A 23148-nucleotide genomic window follows, 5' to 3' on the forward strand; every position below is an offset into this window, starting at 1 on the left:
ACATCCAGTTTTGATGGCTATAGAAAATCTATAACAACTAGGGAATTCAAATCTGAACCGACAAAGCCATTACCAAATCAGAACGTCATAGAAAAATTGATTGGCAGGGAACTGCCAGAATGGAGGATTACTGGATTCCTATCGTTTTATGCCGTTTGGGTACACCAACTTTCTCTTAACTCTCAAAACATGACCAAAATCCCCTTCTCAGGCAGCTACCCCGTCGATGATGTTGAGTTCCTGCTCAAACAAATCACTATCGAAAACACCCCGATAGCGGTCAAAGAAGCCCTGATCCAATCGGGGCAGAAACATTATTCGCAAATGCTCAGCCATGAGTCTTTGCCTTCGGCGGCGTATCTGGAGTTGTTCCGGCAGGCGATGGCGGTGAACAGGCAGCGGATGGCGGCGGATATTATCAGTTTGGCGGCGGGTATAGTCGCCACGCGCCCGCATGGGGTCACGCTGGTGTCGTTGGCGCGGGCGGGGACGCCGATTGGGGTGTTGTTGAAGCGGGTGTTGCAAAGCTATCACCACATTAACGCGGCGCATTATTCCATTTCCATCATCCGCGATGTCGGCATCGACACCCATGCCTTGCGCCATATCCTGCAACGCCACGCGCCGGAAACGCTGGTGTTTGTCGATGGCTGGACGGGGAAGGGCGTGATCGGGCGGCAATTGGCGGCGAGTTTGCAGCGGTTTGCCGAAACGGATAATGTTACTATACCCGCCGAGCTTTATGTGTTGGCGGATTTGTCCGGCACGGCGGCGGTGGCGGCTTCGGCGGAAGATTATTTGATCCCCTCGTGCATTTTGAACGCCACGGTGTCGGGTTTGGTCAGCCGTTCGGTGTATGATGTGCAAACCGCCGCCGCAGCCGATTTTCACGGTTGTGTGTTTTATCAGGATTTTGCCGAACACGATTTGTCGGTTTTTTTTATTGACGAAATCCTCGCCAGCGTCGCCGGGCAATGGCGCCATCCGCAACGAGACATCCGCCCCGCCCACTACCAAGCCGGACAAGCGGCAATCTCAGAGAAACTGCTTACCGATTTGGCAACGCGGTATAATGTCAGCCAAACTAATTTCATCAAACCGGGCATCGGTGAAGCGACCCGTGTATTTTTACGCCGTGAAGCCCGTTTGTTGTTGTTGCAAGATGATGCCGCAGAAGCGACGTTACATTTGCGGTGGTTGGCCGAGTCCCGCGCCATCCCGATAGTCGTCTGTCCTGATTTACCTTACCGCGCCGTAGCCTTAATCAAAGAGATAACCCTATGACCATGCTCCATCCTTCATTGCCCGAATTGTTTTCTCCGTGGATGTTAGGCGCACCGCTTTATATGCCCGCACACCGGCGGGATTTGGTGGCGATTGCCAATGGCGAGAAACTCAAATTTTTACGTTCGATGATTTTTTGTACCGAAGACGCGGTATTGCATCAAGATATTGACAGTAGTTTGCAGCATCTGGCCTCGTGTTTGCCAGATTTTGACGCCACACCTGGACGTTACCGTTTTATCCGCGTCCGTAATCCGATTGTGTTGGCACGCTTGTTGGAATTGCCTGCGATTGAAAAAATTGACGGCTTTGTGTTGCCAAAATTCACTGAAAAGGTCTTCGATGCCTATTTTGACCAATTGCATGGCACCTCTTTTAAAGTCATGCCGACCCTGGAAACCCGCGAGGTTTTTGATAGCCAAGAGATGATCCGTTTATGTGGACGCTTAACCCAAGCCGATGTTTTTCCACGCATCTTGATGTTGCGTATCGGCGGCAACGATTTGATGAACGTGTTGGGTATCCGCAGGCCGCGCCTGATGACGATTTATGACACGCCGATGGGCTGTGTGATTTCGCAATTGGTGACGCTGTTTAAGCCGCATAATTTCGCACTGTCCGCGCCTGTGTTTGACTATCTTAACGATACCGTGACCTTGCAACGGGAAATTGTCTTGGATTTGGCGCATGGCTTGACGGGCAAGACCGCCATCCATCCTGATCAAATTGAGGCTATCGAAGGCGCCTATGAGGTTGACAGGGAAGATTACGAAATGGCCTTGAGCCTGAATGAAGATGACGCCCCCGCCGTGTTCAAGATGCACAATAGCATGTGCGAAGTCGCCACCCATCAGCAATGGAGCAAAGCTATCCTTAACCGGCATCACTGTTACGGTGTTAAAATGCCCAGGACACGGGAGCAATACGCTGAATTATCCGGTTAATTTCCACCCACCCACTAAATCAGGAGCACATCATGAGTTTTGATAACTTTCTTAATCAACTAAAAACGAAAGCCAACGAATTAAAAACGGAAGCGTTAAAATTTAAAAACAAAGATTTTTTAAATGCCGCGATGGCGGGTTCGGCCTTGGTGGCGATGGCGGATGGCAGTGTCAGTGCCGAAGAAAAACAAAAAATGATCAAATTCATCGAAGGCCACGACGCTTTATCTGTGTTCACCACTAGCGATGTGATCAAAGCCTTTCAGGATCATGTCGGACAACTGGAGTTTGACAAGGACATCGGCGAAGCCAAGGCTTATCAAGCCTTGGGTAAAATGAAATCAAATTCTGACGCAGCACGTTTGTTGATCCGTATGATCATTGCCATTGCCGCTGCTGACGGGCATTTTGATGAAACGGAAAAGAAGGTCGCCGCTAAGATAGCTAAGGAATTAGGGCTGAATCCGGCGGATTTCGAATTGTAAGGTAGTTATTCAATAAAGTGCCGGACATTGCGTCCGGCACCCCTTCAAAATTTACTGGCCTGCGTTGGCACAAGCAGGGGCCGGTGTCACCGCTGATGGGATGCTGCTTAAGTAAGCATAAACCGCATCCAAATCAGTATCGCTCATCTTACCGTAAATAGGCCAAGGCATGACTTGTAACAGTGAGCCAGGGGAATTGGGCGAATGCCCGGTACGCAGCGTGTTTTTAAATTGCGCTAAAGTCATACCGGCTGGCCGTCCTTTGTCGTTCGGGGTCAGATTGCGTGATACAAACGGGCCGAATTGTACACCGCCAGCCAGGTACGTCGGTGCATTGAATTGTAGGTTTTCACCTTTGAAAGGATTGTGTCCGGCCGCATAAGTCGGGCAACTGTGGCAATCTGCACAACTGCCTTGGGCGTTGACTATATAACTGCCAGAGTAGACTTGTTTGGCCTTTTTGCCGGCCAGATCCAGTGTAATCGGTAATACTGGATTTCTGCCGCTGACGATACCCTTGCCGATACTGACGCGGGTTTCTTCCGCCGTGCGGACAGTGATTTTTCCGGTCATGCCCGGATGGATGCTGCAATGGTAGGCGAACGTACCTGCGGTTTTAAAAACGCGTGTAAAAGATTGGTCTTTGCCCAGATTGGCTGAAGCCCATTCGCCATTGTCGGCGGTTGTGTTGTGCGTGGCGGTGTCTTTATTGGTCCAAGTGATAGAGTCACCCAGGTCAAGGGTTACGGTGGCGGGTTTAAATGCAAAGCCTTCAATAGTGACTGTGACAGGTTTTGCAAAAACGGATGTTGATGCCAGCATCAGTATGAAAGCCAGCAACGGGTAGGTGAAACGGTTCATAATATCCTCCAAAAAATAATGTTTTTAGTTGTTTTTTGTGCCTTGGAGTTAAGGTTTATAGCACAGATAACGATCTGTTTCATAGGACTTTTTTAGGATTTTGATGCGCTGGGATAATGTCAAAAATTACCGTTTGAAAGCGGTTAATGCCAAAGCCACGCGGTGCATCATCTCGGCCCAATTATCCGTTTGGATTTGCCGGAACAACTTCATGGATGGATACCAAAGACAGGCTTCACCTGCCAGCAACCATCGCCAGTCGAAATGTTTGCCTAGCAACACCCAAACGGGTTTGCCCAACGCCCCCGCAAGATGTATGACCGAGGTGTCAACCCCGATCACCAAATCAAGTTGGGCGATCAAGGCGGCGGTACGGGCGTAGTCGGTCAATTCCGGTTCCAGATTGATAGCCCCTTGTGCGGCGAGCAATTCAAGCTCATCGCTGGTCAACGGCGTTTGCAGGCTATAAAAATCCATTTCCGGCATCGACAATAGCGGTAGCCAGTCTGATAAAGAGCAAGAGCGGTGGTGGTCATTGGGGTGGATGCGGCTACCCGCCCAGCAAATGCCGACTTTTAATCCCTCCCCGGCGAGATGCGGTACGCCGATATGTTTGGGAACAGACAAATACGGCACGGCAACGGGTAGCGCATCCATGTCAATCATGTCAATGCCTAGAATATGCGGCAAGCTCAGGAGCGGGCAAAAATAATCAAAACTGTCCAGCGGCACATTGCCTACACGGGTTTCCGCCACGCCAGCCGTGTTTGCCAGTAAAGGGCGTAAGCTTTCAGGGCAAACCAGCAGCAATTTTTTGCAGCGTTGGGCAAGCAAGGGCAGGAAACGGGCGAATTGCAACGCGTCACCCGCGCCTTGTTCGGTATGCACCAACAAGGTTTTGTCGCTAATATCTTCACCTTGCCAGCGCGGTTGCGGGCAAACAAAAGGCGTAAAAGATCGGGTTTGCCAACGCCATTCATATTCTTCCCAACCTTCTTTGAAACGGCCCAATTTCAGCAGGACCATCGCGCGGTTCGTATGCGCGATGGCGTATTGCTGGTCGGCAGCCAAAGCCTGTCCGTAATGGTGCAAGGCTTTGTCCCAGTTTTCTTGTGCGGCGAAACACAGGCCCAAACTGTTATGGGCTTCGGCATGATTGGCTTGCAGGGCAAGCAGTTGCAATAATTCCGTTTCGGCTTCCGACCAGCGTTCCAGATCGGCTAAGGCGACACCGAGATGAAAACGCGCCGGAATATGCCCAGGCGTTTCTGCCAATAGTTGGCGATAAGCGGCAACCGCAGCTTCCAGATTGCCTTGATTATGCTGTTGCGTAGCCGCTTCGAAAGCGATGGCTACAGGTTCGGGGGTGGCCACTTCGGCGAGTGCTTCATCGGGCAAGGAGTAGGACGTGCGGATTAGCGGATCGTCAATTTCCAGCAGAATCGGAAATCGGTGCGGTAACACTTGCACGGCGAACACTTCCTGCACCGAGCCGGTAAATGCCACGCAGCCCACGGTTTGCCCATTTTCTATGTCAACCACCCACACGCCGCAGTGCCGCTCGCCTGCTTGCGCCGTCAATGGCAAACCGGAAAACACCGCCGTCTCGCGCACTTGCGACAAACCAATGAATGCGTAACGTCCGGCAAAATCCAAACCACGCGTAAACCCCGGAACTTGGGCGATGACTTGGCGTTGCCCTGTTTGCGTATTGACCGTGCATAACTGCCCCGCACCCGATTCCAGATACCACAACTTATTTTGATACCAGCGTGGTGAGTGCGGCATCGACAGGCCCGTGCTGATGATGCGCCCATCGGGTACGCTCATCAGCAAACCGCCGGCCGCTTTATTGCTACGCCAACCCGCAGCGGTGTCAGTTTGTCCTAAAGCCGTGACAAAAGCCGGTTTGCCATTTTTTAAAGCCAGGCCGTTAAGATGGCAGCGGTCGCTTAAATCATAAGCCGTGATAAACGGGGGCCGCCAGCGCGGCACGACGCTGTAGGCCGAATCGAGCGTACACAGACAGGACATGCGGGTGTTGACCAGCCACAATTCGCCATCATCGCTGTAAGCCAGTTCATGGATGTCGATGTCGCCGGTGATATGTACCGAGCGTGGCAAATAACAGGCATCGTGGGGGATTTCCCCGGGTAATTTTTGCCCGACAGCGGGCAGGTTGGCGTATTCCCACAATTGATAACCCGTGCCGACTGCCAAGCGTTCCCTATGCGCCGCTAAGCCCATCGGTTTGTCGAGCCCGCAAAAATGGGTGTTAAGGACATCATCCTGGGTGCGTAGGATGATTAATTGCCCGGCCTGATAAGTCGATACCAGCACCGACGCCCCCAAGAAATTAAGCAAAGCAGGAAAAGACGCGGTGTGTTGGCTGGCAAAGGGGATGCTCATGGCTTGGGTTCCAAAAAATGGCGTAGGAGGTGTTTTAAAAGTGCCGTGTGAGGCTCGCGACACTTTTAGGAACGGGCATGAAATAATTTCCGCAACAGCTCGTCAGTTGCTTTCAGGTTTTGAAAACCTGAAAGCTTTTAGCTTTAACACAGTTGCTTTCAGGTTTTTAAAACCTGAAAGGTCTTGATCCGCGAATTTATTCCATGCACCTTCCTTAAAACACCTCCTAAGATTAGAAGCGGTTGGATTGTCGCTATTTATCATAGCCACTGAATCGGAGCAAGCACACTTAAAGAAGGGGAATAAGTACAAAAACTGTTTTGCATTCCGACATTGGGTGGTTGCTGTACTACTGTCTTTTATCACAGTGTACCCGCAGGCTACCAGTTGAATTGCCGTCGCAGTGAAACTACGCAAGTGGTTTTTCATTTAACTGTTGATGAGTAAAAACCTTTTATGCCCCAGCAGGTAAGGTTTGTGCTCCAAAAATACAACGGTTAGATTCGATTCCAAATCCTTAGATTAGTTTTAATTCAACCATGACTCAATAGTGAATCCAGTTGTTATCCGATGGGTTATTGGCACACCCAAGCACTACGCAAGGCGTTTATTTGCGTGATTAACGCCGCAATTTGACTGCCAGTCGCATAATCAGTCTTGTCTGGTAAATTGTCCGCATCGAGACGGGTGAGGGTTTTTGATAGTTGGCTGCAAGCCTGGGTGTTTAGCGATGCTATTTTATTGTCACCCGCCGTCAACAACTGGTTGCGTACCGCATTGAGTTTATAAGTCGGATTGGAGCCAATGCCAACGATACCGCCACCAGAAACTTGGGCATCAAAAAAATTGATCAATGTTTTTATGTTGGCGGGTATCGGTTTTATTTGCTCGAAAGCCCCAATATCACAAATTCCGCCTATTGGTTGCGGACGGCTGACATAGCGTTGGTCAGTTTTTTTGCAAAGCGTGTTGGCAACATTGGCGGCAGGGCTAATGTTACGCAGGGCGTGGGTTAAGGTGGCGCCGCCGTTGTCCAGTAATGGGGCGAGCTTGGGGTCGCCGCTGAGAGGGGCGTTACAAGCGCCGTCTTCAATGAGGTTAGTGCCCCGCAAGGTAATGGCGGCAGGGGCGGAAAAACAATCCGTCCCGCCTGTGCTATTGGCAATGAGGCTGTTGGTCAAAGTCAGCGAGCCGTTGTTCTGGATGCCGGCGTTAACGCCATGGGCGATGCGGTTATTCGAGACAGTGCTGTGCACGAGTGCCATGGTGCCGCTGTTCTGGATAGCGCCGATGCCATATTGCGCCGGATCCAAACTGCTGTTGCCGGAGACCGTGCTGTTGATTAAGGTCATGGTGCTGGTCTCAATGTTAACAATGCCGGCGACCCCGCCGTTAATGGTGTGATTGCCGGAAACGGTGCTGTTGATCAGCGTTGTGGTGCCACGGATATTGGCAAGGGCGGTGGCGCCCTGATTGCCCGAAACCGTACTGTTGTTCAGGGCCAAAACCGCCTTGTATCCATTAGCGATGCCACTACCTAGTGCGCCTGTACCTAAAGCGGCATTGCCCGCAATGGTGCTGTTGATCAGCGTTAGGGAGCTTCCGTTCAAAACGCCTGCGCCATAGCCATCAAAAAAGTTATCGATCTCCAGTTTTCCGCCCGATACGGTGAGATTGTTCAATATCAGGTTACCATTATTGCCGATGCGGAACAGACGGAAACTAGGGGTGTCGGCGGCATTGCTACGTTTTATGACCGCGCCATTGCCATTGACCGTAATTTTACTGGTGATGGACGGCAGGCCATTTGGCCCTTGGTTTAGGTTGTTTACCGTGTTAAGCGTATAAGTTTGATTGGCCTTCAGGCGCAGAATATCAGCACTGCTACCCGCCGGGCAACCGCCTACGCCATCGGTATCCGAATCCGTATTGGCATTGTTAATGGCATTGGCCAGCGTACAAGTTCCGCCGACATTGATAGTGCCGGCATGAACCGGACTGATGGCTAGGGCTAATGCCAAGGCTAAAGCATGGCGGTGAAACGGCAAGCAATTAATAAGGGTGTTCATGATAATGTCCTTTAGGCTAGGTAAGGGTTATTGGTCGTGTTGGTTGTGATAAAACTCAATCTTCCTGTGCGGGTTATGGTGTAATTTCAATTACGGTCTAAATATAAGGCGGGACGGAAAAATAACTATGTGACTTATTAACTGATTTTAGGTATTAATTAACCAAAAGAACGGCTTGTCCTGGGCGTACCTGTGGCTAAGGCCAGAGCTAAGGCATGACGGCGGAAAGGAAAAGCATTGCTGTGCGAGGTCTGATAATTTCCTTAAATGATTGGGTGACAGGTTGTTTAAGCTTAAATTGGCTTTAATTCAATTGAGTATAGTAGCATCATCATAACGTTTCATCGTATCAACGATCCCGACAATACCGTTACGGAAGCAGTATAAGATTATTCTGGAATAATTTAAGTAATGTAGGTCGGGTTAGCGATAGCGCTTGTGCCCCAGAGGGTATCAGTCAGTTGGAATTGGCGGGTCGACAGGCTGTGCGCGGCTGGATGAAGGGCTTCAATCAAGAAGTCCTGTTCGTCCGGCGGGTCTTTTACCCATAGGGCACAAGACAAACAAAGACGGCAGCATCGGTTTGTTGAACCGGGTATGCAGCGATTGGGCGTGCGACGGCGGACAGGCCTCGGCCCTCTACCAAAAACGGTGGAAGGTCGAAGAGTTCCATAAGTCTCTGAAATCCAACGCGGGATTGGCAAAGTCGCCGACCCGCACCGTCACCACCCAGAACAACCACCTCTTCATGTCCATCTATGCCGTGTTTCGTAGGTGCCCTGTGGGTACAAGCTGGAATGTTTGAAGATCAAACATAAAGGCTATGTCACCGTTAATTATGGAAGCCTTAAACGACGCGGCTTTGAGAGAAAACTACAATCCGCATGAAATAAGGCTTTTCGCAGAAAATAAAATTTTTTCAACAATTAACGGTTACATAAATTAACGGTTACATAGCCAACATAAAACCAACCATTTCGCCACGCGGGCGAAGCTGTTTATAAAAGCAAACCAGATGGCGTATGAAGAGTTGCAGAAATTACGGGCTGCGTAACATCAGTTATTAAATCCAGATCAACTAAACGCCTGGTACTCCCTCGCTTTAATTAAGCGGTAACTATTCGGTTTCTTAGCCATCTCTTTGATGTGCGCGCCTTCTTCCGGAGTCGGCGAGCCTCGATTGTCTAGCCAATTGCTCAAACAAGCCTGAAGCCGATTCGCGGGTGCCGGCGATATGCTGCGGTTTGGGATGTTCATTAAAGACAGGATTGGCGATGCAGGTCGTTGCGACACCGATTAAGTTGGTGCTGTGACGGAGATATGCGGCATGGGGCATGGGAAAAATCTCCAGGCATGATTATCAAATGAGGTCATTTTTACACCGGATTGTTAATTTGCCCAGACAGCCTGTGGCTATGTCATATTTCCAGCAATAGTCTGTTTTTTTGTTGTGTTTGTTGTATAGCCGACATATTCGTCTTCCTAGTAGCATTATTTTTCTCATAATTATAAAGGTTTTTCGACCGGCGTTAATCCGGTATGGATGTTGCAATAGCTTTGAGCAGCAGTATCGGCAGGAGGGCAGCACCGCTTACTGCACTAAAAATAATAACGACACAGCGTTTCCAAACGCCTGCATGCTTGCCTGATAAACGGAGGCGGCATACTGGAAAAAGAATAGGTTGGAAACGCGGTACTGAAGAAAGTCCATGCGATATTCTTCACAAGCTACACAACAACGCCAGGAGTTCCTGAATGAATGAAACCTTTTACGATGTCATGCGTAGGCAAGGCATTACCCGCCGCAGTTTTCTCAAGTTTTGCAGCCTAACCGCCGCATCGCTGGGGCTTGCTCCTTCTTTCGCGCCGAAAATCGCCCATGCGATGGAGACCAAGCCGCGCATTCCGGTGTTGTGGCTGCACGGCCTGGAATGCACCTGTTGCTCGGAATCCTTTATCCGCTCCGGTCATCCTTTAGCCAAAGACGTGATCCTGTCGATGCTGTCGCTGGATTATGACGACACCATCATGGCGGCGGCGGGCCACAACGCCGAAGCCATCATTGACGAAATTGTCGAGAAATACAAAGGCAATTACATCTTGGCTGTTGAAGGCAATGCGCCGTTGGCCGAGGACGGCATGTACTGCATCATCGGCGGCAAACCGTTCGTCGAACAGCTCAAATATGCCGCCGAAAGCTGCAAGGCGATTATTTCCTGGGGTTCGTGCGCGTCTTGGGGGTGTGTACAGGCCGCCAAGCCCAACCCGACCCAAGCGACGCCGACCCATAAAATACCCGGCTTGGCCGACAAGCCCATCATTAAAGTGCCCGGCTGTCCGCCTATTGCCGAAGTGATGACGGCGGTGGTGGCGTATTTGCTGACCTTTGACAAATTGCCGACTTTGGACAAACAAGGCCGTCCACAAATGTTCTACAGCCAGCGCATCCATGATAAATGCTACCGCCGTCCACATTTTGACGCAGGGCAATTCGTTGAGCATTGGGACGATGAAGCCGCACGGCAAGGCCATTGCCTGTACAAAATGGGCTGCAAAGGGCCGACCACGTACAACGCCTGTTCCACGGTGCGTTGGAATGAAGGCTTATCGTTCCCGATCCAGTCCGGTCACGGCTGCATTGGCTGCTCCGAAGACGGTTTCTGGGATAAAGGCAGTTTCTACGAGCGCCTCACCGACATTAACCAGTTCGGCATCGAAGCCAACGCTGATGCCGTCGGCGGTACTGCTGCCGCCGTGGTCGGTCTGGGCGTCGCTGCCCATGCCGGGTTGACCGCGCTGAACCGATCTAAAAAATCCGGCGATAAACAACCAGGAGCGCAGCAATAATGACAGTCACCAAAACCCCCAACGGCTTTAACCTGAATGACGCAGGCCGGCGTGTCATCGTCGATCCGGTCACGCGCATCGAAGGACACATGCGCTGCGAAGTCAATATCGACGACGACAACATCATCCGCAACGCCGTCTCCAGCGGCACGATGTGGCGCGGCCTTGAAGTGATCCTGAAAGGCCGCGACCCGCGCGATGCCTGGGCCTTCGTGCAGCGCATCTGCGGTGTCTGCACGGGTACCCACGCCTTGACCTCGGTGCGCGCGGTCGAGGATGCGCTAAAAATACAGATTCCTGAAAACGCCAATTCAATACGCAACCTGATGCAGCTCAGCCTGCAAGTGCAAGACCATCTGGTGCATTTTTATCATTTGCACGCCTTGGATTGGGTCAATCCGGTCAATGCGCTGAAAGCCGACCCCGCCGCGACTTCGGCCTTGCAGCAATCCATTTCGCCGCATAACCCCAAATCGTCACCCGGTTATTTCCGCGACACGCAAAACCGTTTGCTGAAATTTGTCGAATCCGGGCAATTGGGCCCGTTCAAGAACGGTTATTGGACGAACCCGGCTTATTTATTGTCGCCGGAAGCGGACTTGATGGCGGTCACGCATTATCTGGAAGCCTTGGACTTCCAAAAAGACATTATGAAAATCCGCACCATCTTCGGCGGCAAGGACCCGCATCCGAACTGGCTGGTCGGCGGCGTACCGTGCGCGATCAATATCGACGGCATAGGTGCGGTGGGCGCGGTCAATATGGAGCGGCTGAATCTGGTCTCGTCCATCATCGACCGCACCATCACCTTTATCGACCAAGTTTACATCCCTGATCTGCTCGCTATTGCCCAGTTTTATAAAGGCTGGATGTACGGCGGCGGTTTGTCCGGGACTAGCCTGTTGGCCTACGGCGACATCCCCGATAACGCCAACGACTATTCGGCGGCGAATCTGCTGATGCCGCGCGGTGCGATCATCAATGGCGATTTGACCAAAGTCCATGACGTCGATTTGGCCGATCCCGAACAAATCAAGGAATTCATCCCGCACTCTTGGTATAAATACCCGGACGAAGCGCTGGGCCTGCATCCGTGGGACGGCATCACTGAACCCAATTACAAACTGGGGCCGAACACGAAAGGCGACCGCACCCATATCCAGGAACTGGACGAAGCGGCCAAATATTCGTGGATCAAAGCCCCGCGCTGGCGCGGCCATGCGATGGAAGTGGGGCCGTTGGCGCGTTATGTGGTCGGCTATGCGCAAGGCAACAAGGAAATCACCGAGCAGATAAATTTTGTGTTGAAAACGTTGGACGTGCCGGTCACGGCCTTGTTCTCGACCTTGGGCCGGACCGCCGCGCGCGGTCTCGAAGCGCAATGGGCGGCGGGCAAGATGCGCTATTTTATGGATAAGATGATGGCGAATATCAAGTCCGGCGACTTGGCGACCGCGAACGTCACGAAATGGGATCCTGAAACCTGGCCTAGCAGCGTCAAAGGCGTAGGCTTCACCGAAGCGCCGCGCGGCGCGTTGGGGCATTGGCTCAAAATAGAAGATACCAAGATCGCCAATTACCAGTGCGTGGTGCCGACGACCTGGAACGGTTCGCCGCGCGACGAGCAAGGCAATATCGGCGCGTTCGAGGCGGCGTTGATGAACACCAAAGTCGAACGTCCCGAGGAGCCTGTGGAAATTTTGCGCACCTTGCACAGTTTCGACCCGTGTCTGGCGTGTTCTACGCATATCATCAGCCCGGACGGTACGGAATTGACGCAGGTTAAGGTGCGTTAGGAGAGCTATTACGACATTTTGTTGCGTCGTTTTTCGTGCTATGTTCATGTCGCGTGCGTAATTACGCACGCTATTGTTCAGAAAAACACCCGAAGCAACCCATCAAAATGGAGTGAATTATGCGGCAAATCATTACGATAGACGATGCCTTGTTAAAAAGTGCAAGCTACTGTTTAGCAACGGATGACATTAATGAAATGGTCAATATTGCGCTACATGAACGCATTAAAAATCATCCCGTTGCTACTGACAAACGCCGCCAACCTCCCGCTTCTATTGCAGGTAAAGGAAAAATATTAGCGGACTTGGTTGTACCGTGTGTCGATAGCGAGGATTTTGAGTGTCTGAAATGATTGTGTTAGACACGCATATCTGGGTTTGGTGGTTGAACGATAAAGACCGCTATTTATCAACACGGCAAATAGACACGATAGAGCAAGCTGAACGGGTTGCTGTTTCGGTTGTATCCTGTTTTGAAGTCGCTCAAATCGTTAAAAAAGGACGTTTGTTGTTGCCTTTGCCCGTCAATGAGTGGTTGCAAGAAGCCTTACAACCCGCAGGTGTTGAGCGTTGCCTTTATCCGTAACCATTGCCTGTCGTGCAGTCGATTTAACGCCTGTCCACAAAGATCCCTTTGACCGTTTGATTATTGCAACAGTCTTGGGCTATTCCAGTCAGTTGATGAGCATTGACAGCAATTTTAAACATTATCCCGAATTACAAAATCATTTGATTTAGGAGTTAACCATGATTAAACATTTTTCATCCGCCGCTTTATTGCTGGCATTGGCTTTAACCGCCACGACGGCCTCGGCGCACACAGGTGCACACGACATCGACGGCTTTATCAGCGGCTTAAGCCATCCCTTTTTAGGCTTGGACCATTTATTGGTCATGCTCGGTGTCGGTTTATGGGCCAGCCGCTTAACCCGGCTCAACGCCAGCCTTACCATCGCCGCGTTTTTAAGTTTTATGGTTTGCGGTGCAGGGCTGGCTTTATCAGGTTTAAACATTCAAGGCGTAGAAACGGGCATACTGGCTTCGGTGCTGATCGTAGGCTTATTGCTCAGTGTGTCGCGCCGCTTCCCCGTCTTGCTGACTATCGGCTTATTAGCCGGTTTTGCGGTGTTGCACGGTGTCGCGCACGGTTTGGAAATGCCTTTAGCCGCCGCGCCCGTCGATTACGCGGTAGGTTTTCTGCTTGCCACCGCCAGCCTGCACGGTATTGGTTTGGGTCTAGGCGCGATGCTGAACCAACACCGGTTTGGCTTGCGCGTTTCGGGCTACATCACCAGCGGTCTAGGTTTGTATCTATTATTGAACGCTTAACGGAGTAACCGCATGAGCAGCAACGCCCTTCAAACCCCCGCCGTTTACGTCTATGAAAAACCCGTGCGGCTATGGCACGGCCTGAACGCCTTGGTCATCGTCGCGTTGACGGTCTCCGGCTATTTAATCGCCTCGCCGCTGCCATCAGTGGGCGGCGAGGCATCCGATCATTTTGTGATGGGCTATATCCGGTTTGCGCATTTCGCCGCCGGTTATTTGTTGGCGATAGGCTTGCTGTTCCGGGCGTACTGGGCCTATGCCGGTAACGGACATGCCCGGCAACTTTTTGTACCACCGATATTGAGCCGGAGTTTTTGGCAAGGCATAGGCCATGAAATCCTGTGGTACGCTTTTTTGGTCAAGGAGCCGCGCAAGTACGCAGGGCATAACCCCTTGGCGTTGTTGGCGATGCACTTTGCCTTCGTTTGGGGTTCGCTATTTATGATTATCACGGGTTTTGCGTTATACGGCGAAGGCGCGGGGCAGGGCAGTTGGCAACACAATTTGTTCAGCTCCTGGGTGCTGCCATTGTTCGGTGACAGCCAAAGCCTGCACAGTTGGCATCATTTGGTCATGTGGCTGATCGTCTGCTTCGTGCTGATCCATGTTTATGTCGCCGTGCGCGAGGATAAATTATCGCGGCAAAGCATCTTGTCAACGATGGTGACGGGCTGGCGCACGTTTAAAGACGACAAGCCGCTGGACGATGTCCATTGATTTAAAAACAGCATTTTGTCCACGAAAAACACGAAAATCACGAAAATTTTTAAAGAGATTCCGTGTCTTTCGTGCTTCTTGTGCCCCAGTGGGTATTCGTGGACAACATTTTTCTTAAGGATTGACGATGAATATTTTGCTGCTGGGCATAGGCAACGTCCTTTGGGCTGATGAAGGTTTTGGCGTCCGGGTAATCGAACACCTGCAAAAAAACTACCGTTTCCCCGAAAACGTCAAGGTGATGGACGGCGGTACGCAAGGTGTTTATCTGGTCGAACATGTCCAGGCGGCGGATGTGTTGGTGGTCTTTGATGCGGTCGATTACGGATTGCCGCCAGGCACATTGAAACGCGTCGCCAATGATGATGTGCCGAGTTTTCTCGGTGCCAAGAAAATGAGCCTGCACCAGACCGGTTTCCAGGAAGTGTTGGCGATGGCGCAAATGTTGGGTAGCGACCCACAGTATTTGCTGTTGATCGGCGTGCAACCGGAGGAACTGGACGACTATGGCGGCAGCTTGCGCCCTTGCGTCAAGGCACAAATCCAAGCGGCGATTGATATGGCGTTGACCTACCTGCATGCTTTCGGCATTAATGCGGATTTTACCGGTGCCGATGCCAATTTGACCGACCCGGTGCTTAACATGCAACGCTATGAACAGGAGCGGCCCACTGCCGACGAAGCTTGCCGGATTGGCGACGAACGCATTCTGCAATCCGGTGCATTCGCCGTGCAACCGCCGCAAGCGGGCGGACAGCCCAGCTTGCAAGTCGATGTCGATTATCGGGGCAAATACTGATGTGTATCGGCATTCCTATGCAAATCTACGCCCAGCGCGGCGAAATGGCGGTTTGTCTGCACGGCGGCCAAGAACACTTGATAGACATGATGCTGGTTGGCTTACAGCCTACCGGCACTTGGGTGTTGGTGTTCCTGGACACCGCGCGTGAAGTGTTGGGCGAGGAAAAAGCCCGGCAAATTACCGATGCCTTGGAAGCCATGCGTCTGGCGATGCAGGGCGAAACCCGTATAGACCATTTGTTTGCCGATTTGGTAAATAGGGAACCGAGCTTACCGGAGTTTTTACAATCATGACCACACCGTTGATAGACCAATTGTATAACCGCCACGGCTTGCCGTTGCTGGATGCGGACAACTACGACCCTTTTGTCTATGGCAACGGAACGGTGGTGCTGTTTTTTTGTAACGACCCCGTGCATTTTCCTGAAAGCAACGATGTCGCGGTGATCTTGCCGGAATTGCTCAAAGCTTTTAACGGCAGGCTGCAAGCGGCGGTCGTCGGCAGAATTATCGAGCGCGAATTACAGGCACGGTTCCGCTTCACCCGTTGGCCTTCGCTGGTGTTTTTGCGCGGCGGCGAGTATTTAGGTGTCATCAGCGGTATCCGCGATTGGCAGGACTTTGTGCAGGAAACCGTGCAGATACTCGCCGCCACGCCCAGCCAACCGCCGGGGTTCGATTTAGATAAAGTTTGCGGGGCGGCGCATTGAACATAGTTTGACCACCCTAACCCATGTGCCTCGCCACCGTTGTTAAGGATTTGGCTAAAAATAACTTCCCTCTTCGACAGCATAAGTATCTACCCAAGTTTTATTGGTCGTCATTCCGGCCAACCCTCGCTACGCTCTCCCTGGCGGAATGACGGTGTTCAAGACTTGTGTAGATACCTATGCTTCAACAGGCCCGGCACGAACGGCTTAACTGTGGGCGGCAATGTCCGTTTGAGGACAAAGCAACATCAGGGCCTTCATAACCTTAGAATACAACCATACTCATCATGACCTCAATCCCACTCCCTATTTTCGGACTAGGCAGCCAACCGCCTGAACAAGACGGCGCAACTTTGGACTATCTACAAATGCCGCAGGAAATGGCGACTTACGCCATGCCGCAGATTTCGGTGGATTTGAATTCAGTCGATTGGGCGCAAGTGAAAAAGGTCTTGCAACAATTGCAGCACGACTTGGCGATATTCCCGGCACAATCAAAACCTAGCCGCCTGATAAAATTCGATGCCGAAAACCGCAGGTTTATTGACGAGTTGCTAGGCGAGGGCGAAGTCGGTGCGATGTGTTCCGGCGAGCAAGACATCCGCATCCAAGAATCGGTGATGGCCGGGGTTTGGCGGTCGCAAACGCTCAATGCCCAGCGGCAAATTGTTGATGATGTGTTGGAAGTCGGCATTATTCCGCAGCAATTGCCGCAACGGGCATTTGCGGAGGCGGCCAGCCAAATCGACACCTATTGGACGGAACTGCCGTCCGGCGTGATGAACGCGCCGCCATTGCTGGCCGAACTCAACGCCAAAATCGCGCGATACCAACCAGGCGATGAGGCTCACACCATCAATTTGAGCCTGTTGCCGCAAACCGAGCAGGATTTGGCGTTCCTCGCGCAACGTTTGGGCACTGGCAACGTCACGATACTGTCGCGTGGCTACGGTACAAACCGGATCACCGCCACCGGGATAAAATATGTCTGGTGGGTGCAGTATTTTAATTCGCAGGACACCTTGATCCTCAACACCTTGGAAGTCAGTGACGTGCCCAGCGTGGCCTGCGCCTCGCCGGAGGACATTGCCGACAGTTGCCAGCGTTTGCAGGAAATACTCAAGGTGTATTTGTGAGCACGTCATTTTTCGCCGGGGCTTATGGTGGCGACATTGCCAGCTTGCCGCCGGAAACGCGCTTGGAATGCAAGATTTGTTGGTATGTCTACGATCCGGCAGAAGGCGATGAAGTCTGGCAAATCCCGTCCGGCACGGCTTTTTCACAGTTGCCTGGGCATTGGAGTTGCCCGCAATGTGGCGGCAAAAAAGAGGATTTTTTGTTGTTGGAAGACTGAATATGCAATGGCAGGACAGCGGACAAATCCAGCTTGCCCTGGAGTCGGCCTTTAACGGAATTTTAAAGACGCGCATGGCGGGTTTGCCGATAGTGAACGCCGCGCTGTCGGTGCAGGCTGTCGGCTTCGCGCCGTTTGACGAAGATTGGTTGGGCGTGTTGCTGACGCCTTGGTGTATGAATCTGCTGCTGTTGCCGGGTTTGGATAGCCCTTGGTGCGGACAGGCGGCCGGGGCCAGCATCGAAAAGCACTTCCCTTACGGCACGTTTGCCTTCACTTTAGGCCGTGAAACGCAGTTGGGCCTGTACGCCCAATGTTCGTTATTTTCGCCGATGTTCCAATTTGAAAGCCAAGCAGCGGCATTGGCGACGGCACACGCGGCCTTGCAAAACTTGTTGGCCGTACCTGAACCGCGTGTTGTCAGCCGCCGTGAATTGTTACGCGGCAGTATGGGTAAGCGTTGACAATGCCCGCCGGGTCGTTAAATATTGAACTATGCCTCCGCTCAGGGCGGGCGGCGGATGTGCGGATCACCTCCACCCGACCTGACGCGGCAACACGCGTATTGCTGGGCAAAACGCCGGAACAAGTGCTGACGGTCGTGCCGCTGCTGTTCACGCTGTGCGGCAACGCCCAAGCTTACGCCGCCGTGCAGGTTTGCCGGACCGCGTTGGGTTTGCCCAGTGAACCGGCAATGGATGCCGCCCGCGAATGGCTAGTGCAAGTGGAAACCCTGCGCGAACATGCGTGGCGGATTTTGTTGGACTGGCCTAGTTTTATCGGCCTTGCCCCCGATAAAACCCACTTGGCGGCCTGGCTTAAGTTTGACACGCAATTTCGGCAACTGTTATTCCAAGACGGCAGGGCGTTTAGATTGGACAGCCGACTTGCCCCCGACAAGGCGGGTTTGACACGGTTGTTGGCGGATTTGTCCGCATTGATAGACACCGCTATTTTTGCCGGACGGCAAGCCGAATTTCACGCACTTCAAACCGAAACGCAATTGCAAAATTGGTTAGTGCAAAACCCGGCCATCGCAGCCCGGTTGCCGGATTTTTTGTATCGCCAAGAGTGGGCGGCCATCGGACAAAACCCTATCACTTGTTTGCCGGAAATTGATGGTCAAGCATTAGAGCGACAAATACGGAATGAAGAATGGGCGGCGTTTGTGCGTACCCCACATTGGCAAGGCCACTGTTTTGAAACGACTTTATTGAACCGGCAATTGGGCTGGCCGCTCATCGGCGTATTGCACGGACAGTATGGCAATGGCCTGATAGTCCGCCTCTTGGCCCGTTTGGCGGAAGTCGCCAACATCCCCGCCCGCTTAAACCAGCTTTGGGCACAGATCAACGACGGTGCGGTTTTGCCTGTGGACTGCTCCATCAGCGATGGCATCGCCTTGGCCCAAGTCCAAGCCGCGCGTGGCCTGTTGATCCATCGCTTGGTGTTGCGGCAAGGAACAGTGTACGATTACCGCATTGTCGCGCCCACCGAATGGAATTTTCATCCCGAAGGCGTGGTCGTGCAAGGCTTACGACGCTTACAAGCCCAAAACCCTGATAATCTGCGGCAACAAGCGCAACTGCTGGTTAATGCGATAGACCCTTGTGTTGCAATACACCTTAAAATTGACTGACAGTTAAAAAACATGCACGAAATGTCTTTATGCGAAAGCATTTTGCAAGTATTGGAAGAACAGGCCGAGGCCCGGCAATACCGCAAAGTCAAAACGGTTTGGCTGGAAATCGGCGCGTTGGCCGGGGTTGAGGTTGAGGCTTTGCGCTTCAGTTTCGATGTCGTCACCCAAGGTTCCATCGCTGGACAGGCTAAACTGGAAATCATCGACATACCCGGCCAAGCCTGGTGTATGCCGTGCGGGCGTAATGTCGCCGTGCGGGAGTTATATGACCTATGCCCGCACTGCGGCAGCCATCAATTGCAAGTCAACAGCGGTGATCAAATGCGGATAAAAGAACTGGAGGTAGAGTAATGTGCGGTATTTGCGGCTGCGGCGAGGGCCATTCCCACTCGCCCGATCACGATCATGAGCATCCTCATAATCATTCCCACGACCACGATCATGAACACGCTGCGGCGCACACCCATGCGCCGGGTTTAAGCACCAAGCGGATGGTGCAAATCGAACAGGATATTCTGGCGAAGAATAACCGCTACGCCGCCGAAAACCGCCAGTATTTCGGCGAACGCGGCATCTTGGCGTTAAACTTGGTGTCCAGCCCCGGTTCCGGCAAGACCACGCTGCTGACCGAAACCATCGCCCGGCTGAAAGAGGACATCGCCATCACGGTCATCGAAGGCGACCAGCAAACCGCCCGCGACGCCGAGCGCATCCGCGCCACCGGCGTTCCGGCCTTGCAAATCAACACCGGCAAAGGTTGCCATCTTGATGCCCATCGGGTCGGCCATGCGCTGGAAAGCCTGCAACCAAAACACCAAAGCTTGCTGTTCATCGAAAACGTCGGCAACTTGGTCTGCCCGTCGGCGTTTGATTTGGGTGAAGCACATAAGGTCGTGATTTTGTCAGTGACCGAAGGCGAAGACAAACCCATCAAGTACCCCGACATGTTCCACGCCGCCGATCTGATGATCCTGAACAAGACCGATTTGCTGCCATACCTGGATTTTGACAGTGCGCAATGTATCCAGTACGCGAAACAGGTCAACCCGCGTATCAAAGTGTTGTCCTTGTCCGCCAAATCCGGTGAGGGGATGGAATTGTGGCTACGCTGGCTGAAAGCGGAAATGGAATTGCAGCGGATTGCTTATGCTTAATGCCAAACAAGCTTGATCTTCAACCCTTTAAGTCTTCGGCTAAAAATAACTTCCCGAAATCAGAATCCATTAGTGCGCAGCAATTCCCAATTTAAAACCTTAAGTTTTAACTGGTCATTCTGTTCCGCCATTCAGCATGAACAGCATTAAATGCCGCCAGTTGTCAAAAGAGATAAATTGAAGGCTCTATATGGGTTTTGGGGTCTTTTGTCATAACTAACATGGCAACCACATAATCGTTCAACAAAAATATTAGCCAGCTTTTTGGAGATCGCTACAAGTCTATTGAAAGCCGAGGGTGATTAGAAGAACTTATCGTCCGATTTTGGCCGATTTGTGCCACATAAACAATCGCAGTTCACATCACAACAAACTATACAACTACCCCCACTCCGCACTCAAACTCTCCGCCTGCTCCAATACCAGTTGCACGGCTTCTTCCTGTTTTCCTGGCGGGTATTTGTATTTGCGTAATATCCGCTTCACCATCAGCCGTAAGCTGGCCCTTACGCTTTCGCGCACCGACCAATCGACGCTGACATTTTTGCGTAGATTCTCAGCCAGTTCATGGGCGATTTTTTTCAGGGTATCGTCACCGAGTTCACGGACGGATTCTTCGTTATTCGCCAGGGCATCGTAAAAGGCCAGTTCATCATTGTTTAGGCCAAGGTCTGCACCGCGCTCCGCCGCTTCCTTGAACTTTTTCGCCATCTGGATCAGCTCTTCAATCACCTGCGCGGTTTCAATGGAGCGGTTCTGGTAACGGAGGATGACGTTAGTCAGCAATTCCGAGAATTTATGTTGCTGGACGATATTGCTGGCGAAACGGGCTTTTATTTCGCCTTCCAGCAAGCGTTCCAGCAGTTCCACGGCAAGGTTGCGTTCCGGCAGGTTGCGGACATCGTTGAGAAAATCTTGGTCAAGAATGCCGATATTGGGCTTATCCAAGCCAACGGCGTTAAAAATATCCACGACTTCTTCTGAGACGACCGCCGAGCCGATAATTTGGCGGATAGCCAGCTCGCGTTCTTCATTGGTTTTCTTTTTGCCGCTGATGGCTTTCTTGGTCAGCAACACCTTAACGGCTTGGAAAAAAGCCACTTCTTCCCGCTCAGCCTTGGCTTCATCCAGGGTGCAGCATAACGTGAAGGCTTTGGACATAGCCAAGGCGGTATCGCAAAAACGTTTTTTGCCCTCTTTGATGCCCAGCACATGGTTGGCGGTTTTCGCCAAGAGTCCATGACCTCCTGTTAAAAAATCGCTGTAATCAAAGCCATGCAGCATGGCTCGAAGAATATCCAATTTTTCTTCCAGTACCGCGTAGATTGGGCAATGCTGTTCTGCCTTTATGCCCTTTGGGTACACTTTTGCGACATGATTAGTGGGCAGAAAGGTGTTGCCCACATGCCTGGAAATTTTCGACAACGTCGGTGAAAAATCCTAAATAATTTTTGCGTGATTATTTATGTAGTGCTTTAACACATTGAAGATGTGCGTCATCTCTGAATTCTTCTATAACTCTGGTTTGATATTCTTCTGTGCTAAAGCGATTTATTTCATAAGCGGCAATAATCAAGGCTTGTGTTAGCTTATTCTGTTCGGCTATATGCATCATTTTTGACATTGAAACACCTTTTTGTCGCCCACTCATGATTTGTAGTGCTAATTCAGAAATAGCATCACACTTTGATTTTGGTGTGTCATCGCCTGCGTTTATTGGTGCAGACTCATGCTTTACTAAAAAGGACTCGTATTTTATTGGAAGATCCGCACCTTTTGTTGTATCGATTTCAGTTCTAATTGGTGACTGATCGGTCAACAGTTATCAGGACAAAAAGTTAAGCGACTTTTCTATATGTTTCAAAATTCGCGGGCGACGATGAGCCCTTAGCGGAATGCCGGCGTAAGCGGTTATAAAAGACTTCGGGTAGTCCTGCAATCGGAATGATAATAGATTTGTCAATAAAATATTGCGATGACTGTACGCCTTGAAGTACGGGCATTCGACCCAATAAATCGGTAGGCTTGACTTTTTACAAATCATTCCGATTGCAGGACTACCAGCCCGTCTTGGTATGCCACTAAGCAAGAAACGGGGAAAGTGGTTCCCACTTGGAATTACGCGGTCGTCCATGCTTATGGCAGATTGCAGGTGATTGATGATGCCAGTTGGCTGCGCAGCCAACTGGAAGCCCTGACCAACCAACACGAGGCGGCTTTTGCCGAACCGTGGGCGGTTGCGGATGCGCCGTCTGATTTCACGGAAAGGCTTATTGGCTCGATTATCGGCATTGAATTGGTGATAACCCGCTTGTCCGGCAAATGGTGTCAAGTCCCGCCTGATCATAAACCTTTTTAACAAACAACTCGGGCTTATCTTCTTGCCATTTTTGGACGGCTTGCATGGGTGTTTGATGGTTGATGGCGCGTTGTGGAATATGATGATTATAGATAACCAGGTAGCTGAGCAAGGTCTTCTCCAATTCCTCGGCGGAGTTAAACCGGGTTTGCTTGAGCAATTCGCTGATCCGTCCATTAAAACGCTCCACCACTTGTGCCCCAGAGGGTATGCCGTTGGTTTGCGGATGTCTGGGCGGGCTTAAACGATGCTCAATGCCGAGCTTGTCACAAGCTTGGTCGAAACGGTGCTGCCCCGTAGGCTGCTTGCCTTTGCTGGTGAAACGGTCGGTGAACTGGGTGCCATTGTCAGTGGGCAGCTTGACGATTTTCATGGGCGCGGCTCGAA

Annotated in this window: 27 protein-coding genes and 1 pseudogene; 21 read left to right on the plus strand and 7 right to left on the minus strand. The window is 51.6% G+C overall.

Going from position 1 to position 23148, the window contains the following annotated elements; all coding sequences use genetic code 11:
* The first annotated feature begins 189 nt into the window (after window positions 1-189).
* From PHH59_RS10325 to PHH59_RS10335, 3 genes are read left to right on the plus strand one after another with little or no spacing between them, the layout of a single operon-like run.
* Complete coding sequence (locus tag PHH59_RS10325) at window positions 190-1284, plus strand: cysteine protease StiP domain-containing protein (RefSeq protein WP_300015280.1); 1095 nt, start codon at window positions 190-192, stop codon at window positions 1282-1284.
* Complete coding sequence (locus tag PHH59_RS10330; RefSeq protein ID WP_300015283.1) at window positions 1281-2228, plus strand: HpcH/HpaI aldolase/citrate lyase family protein; 948 nt, start codon at window positions 1281-1283, stop codon at window positions 2226-2228. The genes PHH59_RS10325 and PHH59_RS10330 overlap by 4 nt, the downstream gene beginning before the upstream one ends.
* A gap of 32 nt (window positions 2229-2260) precedes the next feature.
* Window positions 2261-2713: a TerB family tellurite resistance protein gene (locus PHH59_RS10335; protein ID WP_300015286.1), complete on the plus strand. Its 453-nt coding sequence runs from the start codon at window positions 2261-2263 to the stop codon at window positions 2711-2713.
* A 51-nt stretch (window positions 2714-2764) separates the two neighbouring features.
* Here the strand turns inward: PHH59_RS10335 and PHH59_RS10340 are convergent, their stop codons facing one another.
* Complete coding sequence (locus PHH59_RS10340; protein ID WP_300015289.1) at window positions 2765-3574, minus strand: cupredoxin family copper-binding protein; 810 nt, start codon at window positions 3572-3574, stop codon at window positions 2765-2767.
* Between the two features lie 126 nt (window positions 3575-3700).
* Window positions 3701-5983 (minus strand): TIGR03032 family protein, encoded by a 2283-nt coding sequence (locus PHH59_RS10345; RefSeq protein WP_300015292.1) that lies wholly within the window; start codon window positions 5981-5983, stop codon window positions 3701-3703.
* On the opposite strand from PHH59_RS10345, the gene PHH59_RS10350 reads away from it, so the two are divergent.
* Window positions 5982-6170, plus strand: coding sequence for a hypothetical protein (locus PHH59_RS10350; RefSeq protein ID WP_300015295.1), 189 nt, complete (start codon window positions 5982-5984; stop codon window positions 6168-6170). The two genes, PHH59_RS10345 and PHH59_RS10350, sit on opposite strands and share 2 nt — an antisense overlap.
* Window positions 6171-6558: 388 nt before the next feature.
* Here the strand turns inward: PHH59_RS10350 and PHH59_RS10355 are convergent, their stop codons facing one another.
* Entirely contained in the window at window positions 6559-8052 is a 1494-nt protein-coding gene (locus PHH59_RS10355; protein ID WP_300015298.1) for a right-handed parallel beta-helix repeat-containing protein, read from the minus strand.
* 631 nt (window positions 8053-8683) lie between these two features.
* Between PHH59_RS10355 and PHH59_RS10360 the strand changes: the two are divergent.
* Window positions 8684-8940: pseudogene (locus PHH59_RS10360) on the plus strand (hypothetical protein); the annotation flags it as partial.
* Between the two features lie 241 nt (window positions 8941-9181).
* On the opposite strand, the gene PHH59_RS10365 reads toward PHH59_RS10360, so the two are convergent.
* Entirely contained in the window at window positions 9182-9388 is a 207-nt protein-coding gene (locus PHH59_RS10365; protein WP_300015301.1) for an NAD(+)--dinitrogen-reductase ADP-D-ribosyltransferase, read from the minus strand.
* Window positions 9389-9807: 419 nt separating this feature from the next.
* Between PHH59_RS10365 and PHH59_RS10370 the strand changes: the two genes are divergently transcribed.
* From PHH59_RS10370 to hypB, 15 genes are all read left to right on the plus strand, one after another.
* Window positions 9808-10899 (plus strand): hydrogenase small subunit, encoded by a 1092-nt coding sequence (locus PHH59_RS10370; RefSeq protein WP_300015304.1) that lies wholly within the window; start codon window positions 9808-9810, stop codon window positions 10897-10899.
* Window positions 10899-12695 (plus strand): nickel-dependent hydrogenase large subunit, encoded by a 1797-nt coding sequence (locus PHH59_RS10375; RefSeq protein ID WP_300015307.1) that lies wholly within the window; start codon window positions 10899-10901, stop codon window positions 12693-12695. Before PHH59_RS10370 ends, PHH59_RS10375 begins: the two co-directional genes overlap by 1 nt.
* A gap of 119 nt (window positions 12696-12814) precedes the next feature.
* Window positions 12815-13048 (plus strand): hypothetical protein, encoded by a 234-nt coding sequence (locus tag PHH59_RS10380; protein ID WP_300015310.1) that lies wholly within the window; start codon window positions 12815-12817, stop codon window positions 13046-13048.
* Window positions 13045-13281, plus strand: coding sequence for a PIN domain-containing protein (locus PHH59_RS10385; RefSeq protein WP_300015370.1), 237 nt, complete (start codon window positions 13045-13047; stop codon window positions 13279-13281). The genes PHH59_RS10380 and PHH59_RS10385 overlap by 4 nt, the downstream gene beginning before the upstream one ends.
* A gap of 161 nt (window positions 13282-13442) precedes the next feature.
* Window positions 13443-14024, plus strand: a complete 582-nt coding sequence (locus PHH59_RS10390) for a HupE/UreJ family protein (RefSeq protein ID WP_300015313.1) — start codon at window positions 13443-13445, stop codon at window positions 14022-14024.
* 12 nt (window positions 14025-14036) lie between these two features.
* Complete coding sequence (cybH, locus tag PHH59_RS10395) at window positions 14037-14741, plus strand: Ni/Fe-hydrogenase, b-type cytochrome subunit (RefSeq protein ID WP_300015316.1); 705 nt, start codon at window positions 14037-14039, stop codon at window positions 14739-14741.
* 127 nt (window positions 14742-14868) lie between these two features.
* A complete protein-coding gene (locus PHH59_RS10400) occupies window positions 14869-15540 on the plus strand; it encodes a HyaD/HybD family hydrogenase maturation endopeptidase (RefSeq protein ID WP_300015319.1) in 672 nt (223 codons plus the stop codon).
* Window positions 15540-15836 carry a HypC/HybG/HupF family hydrogenase formation chaperone gene (gene hypC / locus PHH59_RS10405; RefSeq protein ID WP_300015322.1) on the plus strand — a complete coding sequence of 99 codons (297 nt, stop codon included), beginning with the start codon at window positions 15540-15542 and terminating at the stop codon, window positions 15834-15836. The genes PHH59_RS10400 and hypC overlap by 1 nt, the downstream gene beginning before the upstream one ends.
* Window positions 15833-16252, plus strand: a complete 420-nt coding sequence (locus tag PHH59_RS10410) for a hydrogenase (protein WP_300015325.1) — start codon at window positions 15833-15835, stop codon at window positions 16250-16252. The genes hypC and PHH59_RS10410 overlap by 4 nt, the downstream gene beginning before the upstream one ends.
* A gap of 287 nt (window positions 16253-16539) precedes the next feature.
* Window positions 16540-17388, plus strand: a complete 849-nt coding sequence (locus tag PHH59_RS10415; protein ID WP_300015328.1) for a hydrogenase expression/formation protein — start codon at window positions 16540-16542, stop codon at window positions 17386-17388.
* Window positions 17385-17606, plus strand: a complete 222-nt coding sequence (locus PHH59_RS10420) for a rubredoxin (RefSeq protein WP_300015331.1) — start codon at window positions 17385-17387, stop codon at window positions 17604-17606. The genes PHH59_RS10415 and PHH59_RS10420 overlap by 4 nt, the downstream gene beginning before the upstream one ends.
* Window positions 17607-17608: 2 nt before the next feature.
* A complete protein-coding gene (gene hybE / locus PHH59_RS10425; RefSeq protein ID WP_300015334.1) occupies window positions 17609-18070 on the plus strand; it encodes a [NiFe]-hydrogenase assembly chaperone HybE in 462 nt (153 codons plus the stop codon).
* A 2-nt stretch (window positions 18071-18072) separates the two neighbouring features.
* Window positions 18073-19245 carry a Ni,Fe-hydrogenase I large subunit gene (locus tag PHH59_RS10430; RefSeq protein ID WP_300015337.1) on the plus strand — a complete coding sequence of 391 codons (1173 nt, stop codon included), beginning with the start codon at window positions 18073-18075 and terminating at the stop codon, window positions 19243-19245.
* Between the two features lie 12 nt (window positions 19246-19257).
* Window positions 19258-19599, plus strand: coding sequence for a hydrogenase maturation nickel metallochaperone HypA (hypA, locus tag PHH59_RS10435; protein WP_300015340.1), 342 nt, complete (start codon window positions 19258-19260; stop codon window positions 19597-19599).
* On the plus strand, window positions 19599-20402 hold the full coding sequence (gene hypB, locus PHH59_RS10440) for a hydrogenase nickel incorporation protein HypB (RefSeq protein WP_300015343.1): 804 nt from the start codon (window positions 19599-19601) through the stop codon (window positions 20400-20402). Before hypA ends, hypB begins: the two co-directional genes overlap by 1 nt.
* A gap of 381 nt (window positions 20403-20783) precedes the next feature.
* Here the strand turns inward: hypB and PHH59_RS10445 are convergent, their stop codons facing one another.
* Window positions 20784-21767 carry a DUF3387 domain-containing protein gene (locus PHH59_RS10445; RefSeq protein ID WP_300015346.1) on the minus strand — a complete coding sequence of 328 codons (984 nt, stop codon included), beginning with the start codon at window positions 21765-21767 and terminating at the stop codon, window positions 20784-20786.
* A gap of 94 nt (window positions 21768-21861) precedes the next feature.
* A complete protein-coding gene (locus PHH59_RS10450; RefSeq protein ID WP_300015349.1) occupies window positions 21862-22221 on the minus strand; it encodes a hypothetical protein in 360 nt (119 codons plus the stop codon).
* Window positions 22222-22503: 282 nt separating this feature from the next.
* On the opposite strand from PHH59_RS10450, the gene PHH59_RS10455 reads away from it, so the two are divergent.
* Complete coding sequence (locus tag PHH59_RS10455) at window positions 22504-22761, plus strand: FMN-binding negative transcriptional regulator (RefSeq protein ID WP_300015352.1); 258 nt, start codon at window positions 22504-22506, stop codon at window positions 22759-22761.
* Here PHH59_RS10455 and PHH59_RS10460 read toward each other — a convergent pair.
* Window positions 22685-23148 (minus strand): integrase core domain-containing protein (locus PHH59_RS10460; RefSeq protein ID WP_300015355.1); only part of this gene is annotated, 464 nt, incomplete at its 5' end. The genes PHH59_RS10455 and PHH59_RS10460 overlap by 77 nt on opposite strands.

Source organism: Methylovulum sp., from assembly GCF_028687615.1.
In the GTDB taxonomy this organism is placed as follows: Bacteria; Pseudomonadota; Gammaproteobacteria; order Methylococcales; family Methylomonadaceae; genus Methylovulum.

Excerpts from the sequence above, each read along its gene's own strand:
- PHH59_RS10380 (WP_300015310.1), top strand. The coding sequence starts at position 12,815 with ATGCGGCAAATCATTACGATAGACGATGCCTTGTTAAAAAGTGCAAGC.
- PHH59_RS10415 (WP_300015328.1), top strand. The coding sequence starts at position 16,540 with ATGACCTCAATCCCACTCCCTATTTTCGGACTAGGCAGCCAACCGCCT.
- PHH59_RS10335 (WP_300015286.1), top strand. The coding sequence starts at position 2,261 with ATGAGTTTTGATAACTTTCTTAATCAACTAAAAACGAAAGCCAACGAA.
- PHH59_RS10375 (WP_300015307.1), top strand. The coding sequence starts at position 10,899 with ATGACAGTCACCAAAACCCCCAACGGCTTTAACCTGAATGACGCAGGC.
- PHH59_RS10345 (WP_300015292.1), bottom strand. The coding sequence starts at position 5,983 with ATGAGCATCCCCTTTGCCAGCCAACACACCGCGTCTTTTCCTGCTTTG.
- hypC (WP_300015322.1), top strand. The coding sequence starts at position 15,540 with ATGTGTATCGGCATTCCTATGCAAATCTACGCCCAGCGCGGCGAAATG.
- PHH59_RS10355 (WP_300015298.1), bottom strand. The coding sequence starts at position 8,052 with ATGAACACCCTTATTAATTGCTTGCCGTTTCACCGCCATGCTTTAGCC.
- PHH59_RS10330 (WP_300015283.1), top strand. The coding sequence starts at position 1,281 with ATGACCATGCTCCATCCTTCATTGCCCGAATTGTTTTCTCCGTGGATG.
- PHH59_RS10410 (WP_300015325.1), top strand. The coding sequence starts at position 15,833 with ATGACCACACCGTTGATAGACCAATTGTATAACCGCCACGGCTTGCCG.
- PHH59_RS10365 (WP_300015301.1), bottom strand. The coding sequence starts at position 9,388 with ATGCCCCATGCCGCATATCTCCGTCACAGCACCAACTTAATCGGTGTC.
- hypA (WP_300015340.1), top strand. The coding sequence starts at position 19,258 with ATGCACGAAATGTCTTTATGCGAAAGCATTTTGCAAGTATTGGAAGAA.
- PHH59_RS10340 (WP_300015289.1), bottom strand. The coding sequence starts at position 3,574 with ATGAACCGTTTCACCTACCCGTTGCTGGCTTTCATACTGATGCTGGCA.
- PHH59_RS10400 (WP_300015319.1), top strand. The coding sequence starts at position 14,869 with ATGAATATTTTGCTGCTGGGCATAGGCAACGTCCTTTGGGCTGATGAA.
- PHH59_RS10370 (WP_300015304.1), top strand. The coding sequence starts at position 9,808 with ATGAATGAAACCTTTTACGATGTCATGCGTAGGCAAGGCATTACCCGC.
- PHH59_RS10430 (WP_300015337.1), top strand. The coding sequence starts at position 18,073 with ATGCCCGCCGGGTCGTTAAATATTGAACTATGCCTCCGCTCAGGGCGG.
- hypB (WP_300015343.1), top strand. The coding sequence starts at position 19,599 with ATGTGCGGTATTTGCGGCTGCGGCGAGGGCCATTCCCACTCGCCCGAT.
- PHH59_RS10350 (WP_300015295.1), top strand. The coding sequence starts at position 5,982 with ATGGCTTGGGTTCCAAAAAATGGCGTAGGAGGTGTTTTAAAAGTGCCG.
- PHH59_RS10325 (WP_300015280.1), top strand. The coding sequence starts at position 190 with ATGACCAAAATCCCCTTCTCAGGCAGCTACCCCGTCGATGATGTTGAG.
- PHH59_RS10385 (WP_300015370.1), top strand. The coding sequence starts at position 13,045 with ATGATTGTGTTAGACACGCATATCTGGGTTTGGTGGTTGAACGATAAA.
- cybH (WP_300015316.1), top strand. The coding sequence starts at position 14,037 with ATGAGCAGCAACGCCCTTCAAACCCCCGCCGTTTACGTCTATGAAAAA.
- PHH59_RS10390 (WP_300015313.1), top strand. The coding sequence starts at position 13,443 with ATGATTAAACATTTTTCATCCGCCGCTTTATTGCTGGCATTGGCTTTA.
- hybE (WP_300015334.1), top strand. The coding sequence starts at position 17,609 with ATGCAATGGCAGGACAGCGGACAAATCCAGCTTGCCCTGGAGTCGGCC.